The following is a 15,828-nucleotide window of genomic DNA, read 5'->3' as shown; positions in this document are numbered from 1 at the left end:
ATGAAAAACGCAATGAAAATTCAGAAAAATTTTACCAAGACGAAGTCCGTGAGTAAAATAAAAATCCTAATACTAGGAATGACGCTTCTGTTCAGCCTGAGCGGTAAAGCCCAAGGGATGCCCACATATGACAACACCAATTTTATTAGCTTGGTAAAACAACTGATAGAATCTGGGAAGCAGACTGCAAACATTATCAAGACCGTCGAATTCCTGAAAAACCAGAAAGAAAATATTGAAAAGGTCAACGATGTGGTAAAGCAATTAAAAGCAGTTCGTGAAATTGGAAGGAACAATCGACGCCTTCTTGAAGTAATGCAGAATGATCTGAGGGAAATCCTTAATAGTCCATACATAAAACCTGATGAAGTGTCAAGGGTGTCACAATCATTCACTGCGATCGTTGAAAACTCTTTGGATACATTGGATTTTATAGATGAGATTCTGTCGAGCGACTATTTAAAAATGAGCGATGGCGAACGTGCTGAAATTCTAAAAGAAAAAGAGCTCGAATCTAGGGAGATGGTATCCAATATTATTACCAAAACAAAACGCTACAAGGATATCATTTCGTTTAGAAAAATGCAGGATAAAATCAATAACCGTGAAACCGAATTTTAGAGATGACCGCAATTATCATTTTAGGAATAGGATTGGAATATATCGATACGGTTTTCCAAACGATACAAAACAGTAGCTTCTCGCAATACACAATTGCAGGGATGAAAACGCTTGCTGTACTATTCTTTCTGGTCAATATCCTCAAAAAATATAATGAAGGTGTTGCCGATAAAGACGGCTATACCTGGGGATTGACCCCAAGTGAACTTGCTAAAAATTTTGCAATAGTTCTGTTAGTAATATTTTCAACTCAAGTATTGGGATTCTTTGATGGTATCCTGGTCGCAATTGAAGGGCAATATCGTGCCACCGCTCCTGCTCTACTGCCCTTACAGATGCAGGATCTTCCAATAGAAGAAGACATAAATCTTTTTGATGCCGCAAAAAATGCAATGTCTTTACTTTATGAAGCATTAATAACGCCACTTTATGGTTTCAAGATATTGGCTTTTATAATCAGTCTCTTTCTATGGATATTGGACTTATTTATTTACCCGCTGTTTTTAGCCGAACGCTATTTTCTTCTTGGAATTATGCAAGCGTTTTTCCCATTGGTCATAAGCTTGGCCGTATTTGAAAAATTCCGATCACTTGCTTATTCATTTTTCAAGTTATATGCGGCGGTTTATATGCTGGTGCCAGCGTTTTTTTTGGTCAACATATTTATCAACGCCATCTATACCGAAATCAATACCAATTTTTGGCCAAATCTGTTTGGTACTGATGCAGGCCAAGGCTTTTTTGCTCCTGTAGTACAGTTAGGCTCTGTTTTCTTTATAGTATTTCTGAAATTTAAATTATACAGTCGTGCCACATCATTCACGCTCAGATTATTTAATAGCTAAACTAACACATATGAAAACTCCTTATAGAAATATATATAGCGTATTAAAGTTAAACAGGCTCATAGTTTTAACCGTTATCGTGTGTACTTTGTTATCCAGCACCTTTTCGCTTTGGATGGCCTTTACCACCAACAAAAATGCTCTCAATAGTGCGTTTGCCATCAACACCGATGGCAGCATCATTCCGCTGAAGCTCGTTTCCCAAAAGGAGAATTTCGCGGTAGAAGCATTGGCGCATTTAGAACAGTTCCACAATTACTTCTATAACATTGATGCTAGCAACTATGAACGGAACTTAAAGAAAGCCCTGTGGCTAGGCAATAGTTCTGTTGATAACCTCTACCGTCAGAAAAAAGCGGATGGCGTCTATAATCGATTATTACAATACTCATTGGTTCAAAAAGTACTCAGTATTGACTCCAATTTAAATGAAGCTGATGGAACGTATAGTTTCACGACCACCACCATTTTTGAAATCAACAGAGGCGTCATAACCGACACCTATGAATTGGTCTCCACAGGGAAATTGATAATGGTTGACCGGAACTTCCCGAACAATCCACACGGATTATTGATTACCGATTACTTCGAAAACACCTTAAAAAAAATTCAAAATAGAAAATAAGAAAAAAATAAAATAGTCTTTGCAACAGTATTAGCAGTGATTTTCATTTTCCTTATTTCCTATTCACTCATGATCATGGGAGATGATAAAAGTGAAAGTAAGAACCTTAAGCAAACCTCGATCCCAGATTTACAAGAAAACCAAAAGCAATATGATTCAAAATTGGATGCCATCAATGACCTTAATGAGGTACGGGAAACCAACGCACCTAGCATCTATAATGAAAAACTGATTGATTCTTTAGGCTTTTACGATCCTGATTTGCCACAACGTGAAAAAGAGCGCATTGTAGATAGTATTTACAACTCAGGCAAAATCCAATACTCCGAAAAACGATATCAAAATTTTGGAAAAGAAAAAGTGACTCGAATGGATAAAAAACAGATTGATTCCACCGAAATCAAGACTGAACAAAAAATTCAAGCTAAAGAACTGGGGCTGGAACACCAATTGTTTTTCGCTGCTTCGCCAAAGCCAAATGATAGTGCCACACACGGCCATACCGACGAGAGCATTTACGTCGTTGTTGATGGGGATCAGATTGTAAAGGCCAAGACGCGATTAAGAATGCGTCTCACTAAAGCAGCAACAATCAACAATAGACTGATGCCAAAGAATACGCTTGTCTTCGGATTCATCAGCTTTCAGCCCAATCGCGCTTTAATTAACATTGAGAATATCGACCATCATCCCACAAAGCTCAAAGCTGTCGATTTACAAGATGGCAGTGAAGGCATTTATGTTGAAAATAATTTCCGAGCTGAAGCAACCAATGAAGTTCTGGATGATATCATTGGAGATATCAACATACCATCGGTACCGCAAGTCAATGGAATTACAAAGGTTCTAAAACGCAACAATCGAAGTGTAAAAGTAATTGTACTTAATAATTACAAATTAATTCTAAAACCAAGGCCATAGGCCTATTAGATCTTTAAAATCTTACTCTTATGAAAAATTATATGATTATTTCAGCTATTCTGATTTGCACGTTTGTACCACAACTTTGCTCAGCACAAGTTCTGGACACTCTTTATGCCAATGACACCAAAAACGTTGCACTATTTTTTCCTGAACCTATTCGACAAGGAATAACTGGCTCAGAGAATTTTATATTCACTTACAATCGAGAAAAAGAACAGTATTTTGGGTTGCTCCAGGCAAAACCCGGGAAAGAAAGTAATCTTCTAGTAATCAATATAAATGGATCTGTTTTTTCGTATATTGTAAGCTATAAAGAGAAGCTTTCTAATCTCAATTACTTCATTCCAGTCTCTAGTAGTATAGGGAATGAAAAGCCAAAAGTAAAGGATTCAATTCCTGTTGAAACCCTTGAAAGCAGTGTTGATTATGGAACCTATTATTATGAAAAATTCTGTAGATATCTTCTTGATAGAAAACAGCGCATCGGGCGGATTAAGAATCAAACAGAAAGTATTGTTTTAAGTGTTGAGAATATTGTTTTTGATAAAGAAGAACTCTACTTCGTTATCCAAATTGAAAATAATTCTACTTTGGATTACGATTTAAATTTTTTGAAATTCTCAATTGAAACACGGCAAAAAGGAAAAAGGAAATCATTGCAACGTTTGTATCAAGAACCTATTTTCATTCACAAACTTCCAACAAAAGTCAGAGAAAATGAAACGGTACGCTTTGTATATGTTCTGCCCAAATTTTCAATATCCAATGACCGCAGGATTATTCTGGAATTGAATGAAAATGATGGCGAAAGAAACCTAGAACTCAAAATATCACATAAACATATCAATAACCCAAATTAATAATATTATGAAAAGGATTCTCATTTGTTCACTCGCTCTCATATTTGTTTCCTGCTCTGGTAACATGAAGCTTTCTCCTTCAGAAACCGCTAAAACAGTTGTAGAAAGCTTTTATCATGGAGATAAATCAACCCTTAAAAAATATACTACATCTGAAGGTTATGCGAATCTTGTTAGCATTCAGGACATGTTCGCTCAGGATAAAAAGTCAGAGTCCCATTTTATGATTATCGATGAATTAACTGATGGCCACGTGGCCTGGATAAAATATTCCACAGTTTACGATCCAAAACCTGGCGTTTTTAAATTGGTGCAGGAAGATGGGCAATGGAAAGTTACTCATAATGGACCTAGGGATAAGGGACCTTTTTAGGTTTAACAAGATTTCCCCAATATTCCAATCATCGAATTCTCAAATATAAAATTAAATACTTCAATATGTTCATTATATCTGAAGGTTCATTGTCACTGAACAGCATAAAATAATGAACATTAAAAATTATGTATCGCAAAGACTGATCAAAATAACATCATCTACAAATCTTTAATTCCCAATTTCCATTATTAAAATAAAATTGGATATTTCAAAGACTATAATCAGATTGCCTTTAACCTAGCAACTTTTGTAAAACATACTCTCATGTGAAAATATTGAAGGTATTTAAAATAACCGACTATAAAATAATTGTAATAATCTAAATACATAATCGGAATATATCCGATTATGTGTTTGTTTTTTCACATTTAACTGCTATATTTACATTAGTAAATCGGAAGTAATCCGATTATCACTCACAATAATTACACTATGGATTTTAGAAACATGATAAGGGAATATGCTGAAACGCCTATATCCAGACATTTGATCTTAGATCTACTAAGTGATTATCAGCGGCCAAACGATAAAATTAGTGAGCTACTTAAAAGCAAGGAACTTATTTCCATTAGAAGAGGGCTATACATGACCGGACCTAGATTAGACTTGCCAGCACCGGAACCCTTTCTAATAGCGAACCACCTGAGAGGACCGAGCTATGTGTCATTGGAATCCGCATTGTCCTATTGGAACATGATACCGGAAAAAGTTTATGAAATAAGTTCAGTGACCATAAAAACTTCAAAGTTATATAAAACTCCTGTTGGACGGTTTAGTTACAAGCAATTAAAGACCCCCTATTATTCTTATGGAATAAAAAACATAGAACATTCACCGAAGCAAACAATGTTGATTGCCTCTCCTGAAAAAGCTTTGTGTGACAAAGTTGTGCTAACACCAAAAATCTATCTTAGAACCACAAAACAAACGGAAGATTTTTTAATGGCAGATCTTCGTATGGACAGTGAATCATTAAGCACTTTAGATACGAATGTCATGGAATTATGGATTGAACATGCCCCTAAAAAAAGTAGTCTGGAAATGCTTATTAAAACGCTGATAAAATTATGATAAAAGAATGGATCGCGGAATATAAACCTCAAAATGAAGAGGAAATATTATCTGCGTTACGGGAAATAATGCAAGAAATCACTTTGGCAGGCCTATCAAGAACTGATTTTTTTGAGAAAGCAGCTTTCTATGGAGGAACTGCTCTCCGGATTTTTTATGGACTGGATAGATATTCAGAAGATTTGGATTTTTCATTACTCAAAGCTGATCCAGATTTTTCAATTGAGCCCTATTTCAACGCCGTTATAGATGAATTTAAGTCATTGGGACTGACAGTTAGCATTAGGGAGAAGAAAAAAACAAGACAGACGGCTATTGATTCTGCATTTCTGAAAGCCGAAACAATTTGGCAGGAAATTGTGCTCGAAGATATCATCAAAGAAACCGGGGTGCGCTCCAACAAGACCTTGAAGATAAAAATAGAAGTTGACCGACAGCCTCCATTAAATTTCAAAACCGAAGAAAAATTAGTGCTCCGTCCATTTTCCTTTTATGTGAAATGCTTTACCAAACCAAGTTTGTTTGCGGGCAAAATGCATGCCCTGCTATTTAGAAAATGGCTGAACAGGGTCAAAGGAAGGGATTGGTATGACCTGGAATGGTACATCAAAAAGGGAATCCCGTTGGATGTAAATCATTTCTTAACCAGAGCAAAAGACACTAATGACTGGCTAGACGATAGCATTACTAACGAACAGATCATAGGGCTATTGGACGCCAAGATCAAATCGGTTTCCTTTAGCGGTATTAAAGAAGATGTTGTTAAGTTCATCCCAAACGATGCTGTCTTAAATATTTGGAGTCCCGAATATTTCGCAGATTTAATAGAAAAAATTAAATTTGAGAATACTTCGCCTTAGTGAAAGACCAACATTTAAGAATTGCCCCAGCAATGCCCTAACTTTCGGTGGATATATTCTGGCAAATTTTGTCAGTCATCCATCCAGTATTGCTATCCAAAAAGGGATCTCGCCTCCCCATAAATCCGCTCAAAATTAACTTCTAATTCGGCTTTGGAAAACGCTTTAGTATCTGTTGGCAACTCTCGCTGTATCCTCGGCAACTTAAACTGCACCCTTTTCTCCTTCCCATCCGCATAGGTTATAAACTCTCCTTGCTTCAATCTAAAGAAAACATCAGCCCTTATTTTCGGAATCTCCTTTTCTCCAGTAGTCACACGCGTATCAAAATCAAGATTATAACCACGACTCACACTCTTGGTTGGATCTTTAATGATCTCAAAGAAACGTTCATAATATTTGGCAGTGTCAGGATCGTTGACCTTTCCAAAAAACTGATAAGAAAGGTTGCTCAAAATTGCCTTACTTCCCTTGTCGCCATACATCATATCATTCTGGATCTTGTCCTGCATCACATAGACCGTTGAGATGTTATAACTCCGCAATGTCGCAGGAATACGGTGCATATTCAATAAGCGAATGGTCGGCGCTTCTTCCATCAAAAGAAATGAAGGTTTGCTATTTCGAACGCTCATTTGTTTGGTTATCGTGTGAATGATCGTTGCTATAACAGGCGAATAGGAGGTTTCAAATTTTGGATTATTTACTATGGAAATGATCGCCGGATTATCTTCACTATTGATATTCAATGCCACTTCATCTGCTGATAATGCCATAAAAATGCGCTGTGTACTAATTCGTTTTAGAGCATTGGCCAAGGTGCTTTTGACACCTGCCGTCTGCCGTTCGGAATCCTTGCCACTGATAAAGGCATCTGCCATAGCTCTTGATGTGGTATTGGTTTCCAAAAACTTGATAAGACTTTCGGTATTTAGGTATTGATATACGGCAATTAAATGAGGCAGCGTGCAGAATTTAGGATAGTCCGTTTTTAATTTCCAGATCAACCCGCCTATCAGTCCTTCCGCAGCATCATTGAAAAATTTGGTAGTACCAGTCGTACCGGATTCCCTTTGTTCCAAAAGGTTTTCAATCAGTACCCGCGAAACCTCATTGACGCTCTCCTCGTTCTCCAGGTAACGTGGCGCAATAGGATTAACCCTATGAATGATTTTATCGAATGAAATGATCTTAAATGGAATATTGCCAGTCTTAAAAAGAGGATACGCCATTTCCGTCAATTCAAAATCCTTATAATCGTGAATGATACCGCAAAAACCCTCTTTCCGGAAGTGTTTCAGAAAACCGTAGACCACGCTCTCAGTTTTGCCACTTCCTGCAGAACCGATAACTGATGCTCCTCGTTTAATGTTGTCGAGTTTGAATTTTCCCTTATCCGTGTCAAAATTGACTTGATATTCAAGGTTTCCATTTACTGAAACGTCTGTTTTATGCAAGAACACATACATCACTACGTTAACTAAAATTAGAGGACAAATTAAATAAAGTGCTAATAATACGAGTTGGATTTCTTCTTTAAGAAAAAAGGCAAAAGCACCAAGGATTAGAAGATTGATAATAAAGGCATATTTGCTTATGCGATACATGCCATAGAAAACACTACTGGTCAAACCAATAATGAAAAAGGTCGAAAATAAATTATCCAGATGCATAGTTCTAAAATTAGATGCCGATGGAGCTTGATTTAATGGCGACTTCCACACCACGTCGCAGTCCTTTAAATATTTTCATTGCCAATTGTCCTTGCGTAACAGGAATGCTAGGCATCATCGGCACACCAGCTTTGCCCATCATTTTAAACGCTAATGCTTTTTCATTGGTGGGCAATTTCATCAGCGCAGCAAAATAGATCTTTGGATTCTTGATAAAATCCTTTCTCGCTTGATAGGTCTCCGCGAAGTTTCGATGGTAACCAAAATTCTTATCGAAGGTTTTTTCTGCCTTCTCAAAAAAACTATCCCGATCAAAACCACGTTTGACGGTCTTTCCATGCATCTCGGTTTCTGACGCTTTATATTTACTCCCTGGCGAAAGACTAACTGTGTTGGACGCATCCTTGCGACTTACAATAATGTGAATGTGACTTTGGTTACCTGACTTGGCCATCCCTTGAACGATACGTTTGCCATCCTGTTGGTGCGGGGCTTCCCTTTCCAATTTTGCAATTTCCTTTTCTTTTTCATCCTTATTTCCAGTCATTGTCCCGTTTTCAATTTTTCGGATATCCGTTTTGAGCTGTAGTATTTTAGAAGCGTAGGGTTGATTTTCCTTTATCTGGAAGTCAGTTCCTTTATAGGTTCTTTGATGCTCGATTTTTGCATAATATTTTATGTCATCGATACCTATTGGACGTCCATTAATTTCACGATTAAAGGATGATACATAATCTTTCATCAGCTCACGGGTGTACCGTTTCAATTCTTCACTTGAGTTCTGTAATCTATTCAGTTCGTATTTGGAAGGGCTGACAGTAATGGAATAGAATTTCGGTTCGATCTTTTTGAGCTTCGCTGTATTTTCATCAATCTCCTTTATGACATCCTTAGCTGAAATCTCATCGCTATACTGATTGAAAAAATATTCCATGTCTTCTTGTTCCAGACCTTGATTTTCTTTCTCCAGATACCCTACAAAATCCGCTGAACTTTGTGAGTATGTGCCTCCTAATTTTTGGGGTGTAATTGTGATATACATAGTTCCAGATTTTAGGGTTCGTTAGTCGTATTTCGTTTCTCTTCAAAACCGATGGCTCTGTTATTCTCACTAAATTTTTTCTCCAGGATCAAAGGTGTCGTGGTGGATCCTTCAGTTTTAAATAGCGATTCCAACATGGCCACGGTCGGTTTGGTTTGGGTCTTTTCAATATCGCGCTGAATGGCAATAATGGCATTCATCCGTTTCATCAAATTAGCTTCCATGGTTCGTCCCGTCGGGCCAAATTTCTCCTTTGGCGAGATCTCATTATAGAAGAAGAAATCGAGCATGGTTGCCATGGCTTCGGTATGTGATTTGAAGTGCGTTCTTGAAAATTCCTGAAAACGTTTTGCTGTTTCCTTTTTGAATCTAATTCCAATAAATGAGTCCATAATTCGCCGATTTGTCGCAAATTCTAACCTAAAAATGGTCTCTCACATGGCGTTTGTCGCAAATCGTTGAGAGTCAAGAAATTACAATTATTTCAAGTCGCTGATTATCAGTGGCTTAAAAATCAAAACGAGTGCTTAACATCGCGCAGCGTGTTATCCTCTTGCTACTCCTTTTCGTCCCGCCTAGCGGGACAAAATTTCGTACAATCTGGCTAAAAAGCCAATTGCCATTTTTCGGAAATAAATTTCCAATTTGTTGTTTTTAGATGGGTATGGTTATCGGCGAAAGTAAATAATGGATAACCATATAAAATTATAGGTACTGAATTTCAGTGAAATAAAGATACATTTTTTTATTGAAATGAAATTAATTAAACACAAAAACACCTCTGAATATTTAGAGGTGCTTGATCATTATTTTTTAAAAATCAGATATTGAATTTAAAGGTATAGGAATACAGATTTGGTAATGCTTCTTCCTCTATCCTCGTTTCAAAATTGGTGTAATTTTATCTTACGTATTTGCGAATATCGTCGCCAAATTTTCGTTCCACATCTTTTTTAGAAAGTTCTAAAAGTCGGTTTTGAGCTTCTTCGCTCAGGTCCGTAAAATTGAGATATACCATGACCTTATATTTTAATATTCGCTAGGTAGCATCAGCGTATCATTTACAAAGAATAACCGCAGTTCATCCAGTGGAAAATCGGTGGCAGGATAGCCCTGTTTTTCTAAAATATTATCGTTGCCATCGGTGTAGATAATTTCAGCTTCATAACCTGTGACCTCCTGTTTTTCCTTGGACAATCTTTTAAAGTCTATGGTTATAAATTCACTACGGGGAATCAGGCTTTTTGCAATGACGGAAGTGTCCGTAATGAGCCAAAAGCAATCCGCTACATTAGCAAGATATTTTAGTCCGTCCGTAAAACGTGTTCTTAATAATGGGATCTGGTAGAACATCTCCGTTCCGTGAAAATGTTGCAATCCTTCTTTGATTTTATTAACTTGTGATTTCATTGTGCATGTATTTTAAAGTGTGAATAATGAATAAGAGGGCGCTACTTTCCATGAGAACGCCCTCTTAACTTTTAATAGTTAGTGATCATTTTTTGTTCCAAGCAAAAGGATCTCCCTTGCCTCGATTTCGGTCACATAGCGCTGACTGCCATCATCGGTCGTATAGGTTCGAGTTCGTAGTTTCCCAGTAACGCCTATTTCTTTGCCCTTATCTACATAATTTTCGATAATTTCAGCCGTCTTTCCCCAAGCTACCACGGTGTGCCAATCTGTAGTCTGTGTTTTTTCGCCTTTGGCATCCTTGTAATATTCGTTTGTTGCCAATGAAAAGCGCGCTACTTTTTTACCGCTTTCAAGGTTCGTAAAGGTTGGCTCCTGTCCAACGTTTCCAATTAACTGTACGTGATTTTTTAAAGTGCTCATAATAAAATATTTAAGAATTAATTAAAATTGCCATCTGAACTATTCAAACGGTTTACTTTTCTGTTTTTTTGTAAGTGATTTACTTATTATATCTTGAGTGTTTTCCCTTTTTTTTTTGGTTGCTGCTTCCTTCTTGATGTTTTTGTAAGATTTCATAAGATTCATTTTAGATTTACTTCCCATAGCGCCCTCGTTATTACCTTTTTTTGTTGCTGATACAGTTTCAATATTTGGAATTGATGAGGACTTATAAATAGAGAAGCGCAGCGAAACGGTTTATGCAGTCCGTTCAAGTTCCAAATGTTGGTATTTTGCTTTCAAAAAAAAGGGAGGGACGACGAGGGTGCGGATGAAAATCTAAAGGCTAATGTGAAGTACAAAAACATAGGAAGTGGTGCCAAATTATAATTTGAATTCCAGTTTGGCGGACGCTATTTCCAATTTTAGATAGGGAATGAAGTGTTCCTTCCCGGTGTAGCGGGAAGGGTTAACGGAATGGAAAGCTAAAAATTGGGGATTGTGTCCAAGACTTTTTTAGGGAAGCTCTTTTCCCGGAATGGAGCTTTTCGCGGAATGCAGGGGAATGTGCTTCCCGTGTTATGAAAACGAAATGTTCTCGTTTAGCCGGGGTTAAGCGGAAGTGACTTCAAAGTTGGAGATTGGAATGGAGTTTGACCGCTTCCCGACTTTTTTCGGGAATAAGCGGACAAGTGGAATGGAAATCGTAAACTTTGGAGTTGGGTCCAAGATTTTTTAATGAAGCGCTTTGCCCGTAATGGAGCTTTTCGCGGAATGCAGTGGCAATGGGCTGAGTGGATTATGAAAGCCTTCAACAAACACCCACATCCCGCAAATCATAAATTAGAATATCCACATCTTGAAGACCTTACTTACTTGGCATTTTTTTTTGCCGTATAAAGAGATGATTGGAATACCAGTGACCAGATCTATTGTGTCACTTACTTTTGCGCCGGCGCTTGCATCGCCCCTAAAACCATGTTCTTGACCAAAGACTTTGACAATGTTAACACCCAGTTGATTTAAACGGTCAACCAATTATGATTCGCCAATAATGGACGTTTGATTTGCCGAAATTGCAACCCTCTTATTTTGTAATAAAGGAAAATATAAGTGAATTTGCTCTGCACCAGCCCTTATCGTTTGATTTTGTGGGGTATCTCTATTAGGCATTGATGTAGGTGCGCAAATTAACATCCCTAACATTATTATTACTCTTGATTTCATAATCTGAGACTGTACAATGTTAAATTGGCGTGTGGAATCAGATATTATCAACCCCATAAAATAAAGGTAAAAAGTTATTTACGGCCACCGCAGCGTAAGTCATTTCTCGGATGTCAATGTTCAGCTGCCAGTGTTTATGTTGAGGATGCCATATAAGGTTGCCTTCTTATAGATAATAATTTGTAGAGACTGGAATTTATGGTTTAGAATAATCATTACAATGATAAATATAGTTTACAAAAAAACGTATATTTGTAAATCATATTTAATGTTATGGCAAAAGTAAAAATAGTATTATTACCAAAAACCAGAAGAATTATCGATGAAATGGGAGAGAATATTAAGCTCGCACGCTTGAGGAGAAAATTAAGTTCTGAACAAGTGGCGGAACGTGCCAATATTAGTAGACCTACTTTGGTATCCATCGAAAAAGGGAAACCAAGCGTAAGTATGGGGTCCTATTTATCCGTTTTACAAGTGCTAGGATTGGAAAAAGACTTCCTTATTGTGGCAAAAGATGATACATTAGGCCGAAAGTTACAAGATGCTGGTATCCTTGTAAATGAAAGGGCGGCTAAACGAAACGACAAGAATGGCTAAGCGGAACACTAAAAAATCGATACAGGTTTATGCGCATTGGTTAGGTATGGAACTCCCTTTATTCATGGGAACCTTAAGTTCTAATCGGTTAAAGGGAAAAGAGGTGTTTTCTTTCGAGTATGATGATGACTGGTTACGCAATGGCCCTGCACAATTGTTAGATCCAAATTTACAGTTGTATTCTGGACTCCATTACTTAAATGAGGTACAAGATAATTTTGGACTATTTTTAGATTCCTCACCGGACCGTTGGGGTCGTATTTTGATGCGCAGAAGAGAAGCTGCTCTTGCTAGAGTTGAGGCCAGAGAAGAGCATAAGTTATTTGAAACTGATTATTTACTGGGAGTTTTTGATGGCCATAGAATGGGTGCCTTGCGGTTTAAACTGGAAGAAGCTGGTCCATTTTTAAACGATAATGAGACGATGGCCAGTCCACCGTGGACCTCTCTTAGAGAACTTGAGCAAATAAGTTTAAGGCTCGAGGATGAAGATGTTTTGGATGATCCTGAGTATTTAAGATGGTTAAGCATGCTCATTGCCCCAGGAACTTCCTTGGGTGGAGCAAGACCTAAAGCTAGTATAACCGATACCGATGGTGGATTGTGGATTGCGAAATTCCCTAGCAGGAATGACCAAGGGGATATTGGAGGCTGGGAAATTGTAACCTACGAGTTAGCGCTGATGGCAGGGATTAGCATGGCAGAATCTAAGGCACAAAAGTTTTCTTCTAATTATTACACTTTTCTCACTAAGCGTTTTGATCGTGGAACTGATGGACAGCGCATCCATTTTGCTTCTGCTATGACTATGTTAGGCTATACCGATGGTCAGGACCATGTAGATGGTGCCAGTTATTTAGAATTGGTTGAATTTATTCAGAATAATGGAGCCAATGTGGAACAGGACTTGGAACAACTTTGGCGAAGAATTGTATTTAGTATTTGTGTCACCAACACCGACGATCACCTTAGGAATCATGGCTTTATATTAACTAATTATGGATGGATATTATCTCCTGCATATGACATTAACCCCGTGGAAACTGGCACAGGATTAAAACTTAACATCTCTGATGTAGATAATTCTTTAGACTTAGATCTTGCTTTGGAAGTTGCTGTGTTTTTTAGATTAAGTGAAGAAAGAGCAAATGAAATTATAGACGAAGTTTGGAATGCTGTTGGGCATTGGAAAGATGTGGCTACTAAATATGGCATATCTCGACTTGAACAGGAGTTAAAATCGCTGGCGTTTAAGACGAATCGCGACTAAATTGGAAAACCTGTATTTGGATACCCTGCAATTAGCAGGGCGTTCCTTTAGCGATCCATTTTTGAAACTTTAATTTAGAATTAGTGTTTATGACCGAATACTAAAACAACGCTCTTCGTCGCTATACCATGGTTTTAGACCTGAAATTTTATAACTCGTGAATAGCTTGAGCAGGGACATGCTCGAACTCCCTATTCTTAATAGACCCCTTGAAGTAATTGTTGCTATTTATGCGATGATTAGAGCGTTTATTAGTTGCATGCTTACAAATTATTCTACTTCGCTCGGTTTTAGTAGAGCACTTCTTAGAACGTGCTAATGACAAATGTTTATTTTAATAGAGTTTTTCCTTTAATATGATAAGTTGGAAATCCTAGAACGGCATCATATCAAAACAGAGCACATTATCTTCTAATTCTTTGATTTTAATATAAAATCGGGGATGTTTATGAACTGCATCATAAAAATTATAATGCATATAACCTTCAGTTTCCCAACTAGGATTCTCAATAACTAAATGTAAATGGCCTTTCGAATTTACATAAGAACTACAAAGCATTTCCCTGAAGAATTCATAAAACTTATATTTATTTGGAAAGGTAGTTTTAACATTCTTACGTATTGATAAGTGAAACCAAAACACTTCAGGTTTGCGCTGTAAAACTGCTACAGTTAAACTTTTTGTAATAATGTCCAATGAGGAATCGATCTTAGTCAACATGAAAAAACATTTTTATTATTGAGTGATTTCTAGATAATATTAAACGCATAAAGCCTTTATTGCATATTCCTTGAATTATTTTATCTAAATAAGAGGAGTGTTAAAATTTGGTATAAAGAACCAATTCTAGTACGAGATTGACGAGCATTATGAGCCGTTATTTAAAATTATGATATCCTACCAGGCTGAGATGGGGATCTGGGACAAGAGGATGATGGAAGACCTCTTGTAACGGTCATCGATTATGTCCATAAGTGATTCTCTCTAATAGCTGTCAAAGGCCTGTAGGCCAGAGTCATCCATGATAAGCAGATCTGCCTTTAGGAGCTTTGCCAGTTCTTTTAAATAGGTTCCAGTTCATATAAAGAACGGTTACTGGCTTGAACAGGCGCATATAATTGTTTACAGTATTACGAGATATCCCTAAGCACCTATTTTACGGTTGCTAAACCCATCATTATGTAGGGAAATGATTTGGTTTTAGTTCATTGGATCAAGTGTGTTGGCCATATCGCATGCTTTTAAGCGATAAGATAATTAATACTTGATCTTTCAAAGTCGGTACAGTGAGCATGATCGAAATGTGACACAAATCGAACCTCTACAGGCTTTTACCGCACAGGTAAAAGTGGCACAGTTTGAACCGAAATCACTGGCACAAATCGAACCGAAGCCTCAACCTTGGTTTGAATAAACTCAAGTCCCTTTTATTTAATTCACTAAAGCCTTCTCAAATAAAATATAATCACTCTTGCTACTTATAGATACTATATTATCAACCCTTATACTTTTCATATTTTTAATTTCACACATTTCAGCTATGGCATCAACCCCCTTATTTATAAGCATTCTGTTTCCGGAAAACAACTCATCATTCTCAAAAGTTTTATTACCCTTAAAATTAATAACTCCTAATGGTCTATTTAACTCTGAAAATGCCTTAATTGTATATTTTGATCCTCCTGAACTACTGCTTTGAATTAATATAATTCCTTTTGATAATCCTGCATGTATCCTGCTTGCTTTACTTCCCGAAAATTGATCTTCACTTTTATTTGGCGAGTTTTCAGATATTAACAACCCATTATTATTCAATACTTTTTCAGCAAGTTCTTTTGTGATTTTTGACGATGTCTTAGAGTAATTCAAACCTCCTGAAATTACACCAGTTATATTAGAAAAAACAGATTCATGGTTTTGAATAGTATATTTATCTATCCCATCTACTAACCCATTGCAAATTGACCATTCTTTTGAGAAAT

General features: G+C 37.0%; 19 protein-coding genes and 2 pseudogenes. 11 read left to right on the top strand and 10 right to left on the bottom strand.

Annotation, left to right across the window (positions count from 1 at the left end):
• From A9996_RS08195 to A9996_RS08160, 8 genes are all read left to right on the top strand, one after another.
• Positions 1-621 carry a conjugal transfer protein gene (locus A9996_RS08195; RefSeq protein ID WP_111625936.1) on the top strand — a complete coding sequence of 207 codons (621 nt, stop codon included), beginning with the start codon at positions 1-3 and terminating at the stop codon, positions 619-621.
• 2 nt (positions 622-623) lie between these two features.
• On the top strand, positions 624-1,466 hold the full coding sequence (locus tag A9996_RS08190) for a hypothetical protein (RefSeq protein WP_066433081.1): 843 nt from the start codon (positions 624-626) through the stop codon (positions 1,464-1,466).
• A gap of 10 nt (positions 1,467-1,476) precedes the next feature.
• Complete coding sequence (locus tag A9996_RS19860) at positions 1,477-2,091, top strand: conjugal transfer protein TraK (RefSeq protein WP_157487199.1); 615 nt, start codon at positions 1,477-1,479, stop codon at positions 2,089-2,091.
• A 75-nt stretch (positions 2,092-2,166) separates the two neighbouring features.
• Complete coding sequence (gene traM / locus A9996_RS08180; protein ID WP_428838883.1) at positions 2,167-3,012, top strand: conjugative transposon protein TraM; 846 nt, start codon at positions 2,167-2,169, stop codon at positions 3,010-3,012.
• Between the two features lie 29 nt (positions 3,013-3,041).
• On the top strand, positions 3,042-3,875 hold the full coding sequence (locus A9996_RS08175) for a DUF4138 domain-containing protein (RefSeq protein ID WP_066433079.1): 834 nt from the start codon (positions 3,042-3,044) through the stop codon (positions 3,873-3,875).
• Positions 3,876-3,882: 7 nt separating this feature from the next.
• Positions 3,883-4,248, top strand: a complete 366-nt coding sequence (locus A9996_RS08170; protein ID WP_066433077.1) for a nuclear transport factor 2 family protein — start codon at positions 3,883-3,885, stop codon at positions 4,246-4,248.
• Positions 4,249-4,683: 435 nt separating this feature from the next.
• On the top strand, positions 4,684-5,322 hold the full coding sequence (locus tag A9996_RS08165) for a type IV toxin-antitoxin system AbiEi family antitoxin domain-containing protein (protein WP_066433075.1): 639 nt from the start codon (positions 4,684-4,686) through the stop codon (positions 5,320-5,322).
• Positions 5,319-6,182 carry a nucleotidyl transferase AbiEii/AbiGii toxin family protein gene (locus A9996_RS08160; protein WP_066433072.1) on the top strand — a complete coding sequence of 288 codons (864 nt, stop codon included), beginning with the start codon at positions 5,319-5,321 and terminating at the stop codon, positions 6,180-6,182. Before A9996_RS08165 ends, A9996_RS08160 begins: the two co-directional genes overlap by 4 nt.
• 92 nt (positions 6,183-6,274) lie before the next feature.
• On the opposite strand, the gene A9996_RS08155 is transcribed toward A9996_RS08160, so the two are convergent.
• The 6 genes and pseudogenes from A9996_RS08155 to A9996_RS08135 form a co-directional block, all read right to left on the bottom strand.
• Positions 6,275-7,855 carry a type IV secretory system conjugative DNA transfer family protein gene (locus A9996_RS08155; protein ID WP_066433071.1) on the bottom strand — a complete coding sequence of 527 codons (1,581 nt, stop codon included), beginning with the start codon at positions 7,853-7,855 and terminating at the stop codon, positions 6,275-6,277.
• Positions 7,856-7,865: 10 nt separating this feature from the next.
• Positions 7,866-8,897: a MobB family relaxase gene (gene mobB / locus A9996_RS08150; protein ID WP_066433068.1), complete on the bottom strand. Its 1,032-nt coding sequence runs from the start codon at positions 8,895-8,897 to the stop codon at positions 7,866-7,868.
• A gap of 11 nt (positions 8,898-8,908) precedes the next feature.
• On the bottom strand, positions 8,909-9,289 hold the full coding sequence (locus A9996_RS08145) for a BfmA/BtgA family mobilization protein (RefSeq protein ID WP_066433066.1): 381 nt from the start codon (positions 9,287-9,289) through the stop codon (positions 8,909-8,911).
• Positions 9,290-9,717: 428 nt separating this feature from the next.
• Positions 9,718-9,915 (bottom strand): annotated as a pseudogene (locus tag A9996_RS19605) (hypothetical protein).
• 11 nt (positions 9,916-9,926) lie between these two features.
• Positions 9,927-10,307, bottom strand: coding sequence for a DUF6876 family protein (locus tag A9996_RS08140; protein ID WP_066433065.1), 381 nt, complete (start codon positions 10,305-10,307; stop codon positions 9,927-9,929).
• A gap of 78 nt (positions 10,308-10,385) precedes the next feature.
• The gene (locus tag A9996_RS08135) at positions 10,386-10,730 is read right to left on the bottom strand and encodes a single-stranded DNA-binding protein (protein ID WP_066433064.1); all 345 of its coding nucleotides are present in this window, start codon (positions 10,728-10,730) and stop codon (positions 10,386-10,388) included.
• A gap of 756 nt (positions 10,731-11,486) precedes the next feature.
• Here A9996_RS08135 and A9996_RS20525 point away from each other — a divergent pair.
• The gene (locus A9996_RS20525) at positions 11,487-11,648 is read left to right on the top strand and encodes a hypothetical protein (protein ID WP_245905329.1); all 162 of its coding nucleotides are present in this window, start codon (positions 11,487-11,489) and stop codon (positions 11,646-11,648) included.
• Here the strand turns inward: A9996_RS20525 and A9996_RS20520 are convergent.
• Complete coding sequence (locus tag A9996_RS20520; RefSeq protein WP_245905322.1) at positions 11,592-11,786, bottom strand: exo-beta-N-acetylmuramidase NamZ domain-containing protein; 195 nt, start codon at positions 11,784-11,786, stop codon at positions 11,592-11,594. The genes A9996_RS20525 and A9996_RS20520 overlap by 57 nt on opposite strands.
• Before the next feature lie 462 nt (positions 11,787-12,248).
• On the opposite strand from A9996_RS20520, the gene A9996_RS08125 reads away from it, so the two are divergent.
• Positions 12,249-12,575: a helix-turn-helix domain-containing protein gene (locus A9996_RS08125; protein ID WP_066433060.1), complete on the top strand. Its 327-nt coding sequence runs from the start codon at positions 12,249-12,251 to the stop codon at positions 12,573-12,575.
• On the top strand, positions 12,568-13,845 hold the full coding sequence (locus A9996_RS08120; protein WP_066433058.1) for a type II toxin-antitoxin system HipA family toxin: 1,278 nt from the start codon (positions 12,568-12,570) through the stop codon (positions 13,843-13,845). The genes A9996_RS08125 and A9996_RS08120 overlap by 8 nt, the downstream gene beginning before the upstream one ends.
• Positions 13,846-14,218: 373 nt before the next feature.
• On the opposite strand, the gene A9996_RS08115 is transcribed toward A9996_RS08120, so the two are convergent.
• The 3 genes and pseudogenes from A9996_RS08115 to A9996_RS08110 all read right to left on the bottom strand — a co-directional run.
• Positions 14,219-14,566 (bottom strand): hypothetical protein, encoded by a 348-nt coding sequence (locus A9996_RS08115; protein ID WP_066433056.1) that lies wholly within the window; start codon positions 14,564-14,566, stop codon positions 14,219-14,221.
• A 180-nt stretch (positions 14,567-14,746) separates the two neighbouring features.
• Positions 14,747-14,920: pseudogene (locus A9996_RS21040) on the bottom strand (ATP-binding protein); the annotation flags it as partial.
• A 357-nt stretch (positions 14,921-15,277) separates the two neighbouring features.
• Positions 15,278-15,828 (bottom strand): DNA-processing protein DprA (locus A9996_RS08110; protein ID WP_157487197.1); only part of this gene is annotated, 551 nt, incomplete at its 5' end.

This window comes from Gelidibacter algens, from assembly GCF_001678675.1.
GTDB classification, from domain to species: domain Bacteria; phylum Bacteroidota; class Bacteroidia; order Flavobacteriales; family Flavobacteriaceae; genus Gelidibacter; species Gelidibacter algens.
The sequence above is the reverse complement of the archived record's forward strand: the minus strand, read 5'-3'. Positions and strand labels throughout refer to the sequence as shown.

Excerpts from the sequence above, each read along its gene's own strand:
- A9996_RS08195 (WP_111625936.1), top strand. The coding sequence starts at position 1 with ATGAAAAACGCAATGAAAATTCAGAAAAATTTTACCAAGACGAAGTCC.
- A9996_RS08190 (WP_066433081.1), top strand. The coding sequence starts at position 624 with ATGACCGCAATTATCATTTTAGGAATAGGATTGGAATATATCGATACG.
- A9996_RS19860 (WP_157487199.1), top strand. The coding sequence starts at position 1,477 with ATGAAAACTCCTTATAGAAATATATATAGCGTATTAAAGTTAAACAGG.
- traM (WP_428838883.1), top strand. The coding sequence starts at position 2,167 with ATGGGAGATGATAAAAGTGAAAGTAAGAACCTTAAGCAAACCTCGATC.
- A9996_RS08175 (WP_066433079.1), top strand. The coding sequence starts at position 3,042 with ATGAAAAATTATATGATTATTTCAGCTATTCTGATTTGCACGTTTGTA.
- A9996_RS08170 (WP_066433077.1), top strand. The coding sequence starts at position 3,883 with ATGAAAAGGATTCTCATTTGTTCACTCGCTCTCATATTTGTTTCCTGC.
- A9996_RS08165 (WP_066433075.1), top strand. The coding sequence starts at position 4,684 with ATGGATTTTAGAAACATGATAAGGGAATATGCTGAAACGCCTATATCC.
- A9996_RS08160 (WP_066433072.1), top strand. The coding sequence starts at position 5,319 with ATGATAAAAGAATGGATCGCGGAATATAAACCTCAAAATGAAGAGGAA.
- A9996_RS08155 (WP_066433071.1), bottom strand. The coding sequence starts at position 7,855 with ATGCATCTGGATAATTTATTTTCGACCTTTTTCATTATTGGTTTGACC.
- mobB (WP_066433068.1), bottom strand. The coding sequence starts at position 8,897 with ATGTATATCACAATTACACCCCAAAAATTAGGAGGCACATACTCACAA.
- A9996_RS08145 (WP_066433066.1), bottom strand. The coding sequence starts at position 9,289 with ATGGACTCATTTATTGGAATTAGATTCAAAAAGGAAACAGCAAAACGT.
- A9996_RS08140 (WP_066433065.1), bottom strand. The coding sequence starts at position 10,307 with ATGAAATCACAAGTTAATAAAATCAAAGAAGGATTGCAACATTTTCAC.
- A9996_RS08135 (WP_066433064.1), bottom strand. The coding sequence starts at position 10,730 with ATGAGCACTTTAAAAAATCACGTACAGTTAATTGGAAACGTTGGACAG.
- A9996_RS20525 (WP_245905329.1), top strand. The coding sequence starts at position 11,487 with ATGAAGCGCTTTGCCCGTAATGGAGCTTTTCGCGGAATGCAGTGGCAA.
- A9996_RS08125 (WP_066433060.1), top strand. The coding sequence starts at position 12,249 with ATGGCAAAAGTAAAAATAGTATTATTACCAAAAACCAGAAGAATTATC.
- A9996_RS08120 (WP_066433058.1), top strand. The coding sequence starts at position 12,568 with ATGGCTAAGCGGAACACTAAAAAATCGATACAGGTTTATGCGCATTGG.
- A9996_RS08115 (WP_066433056.1), bottom strand. The coding sequence starts at position 14,566 with ATGTTGACTAAGATCGATTCCTCATTGGACATTATTACAAAAAGTTTA.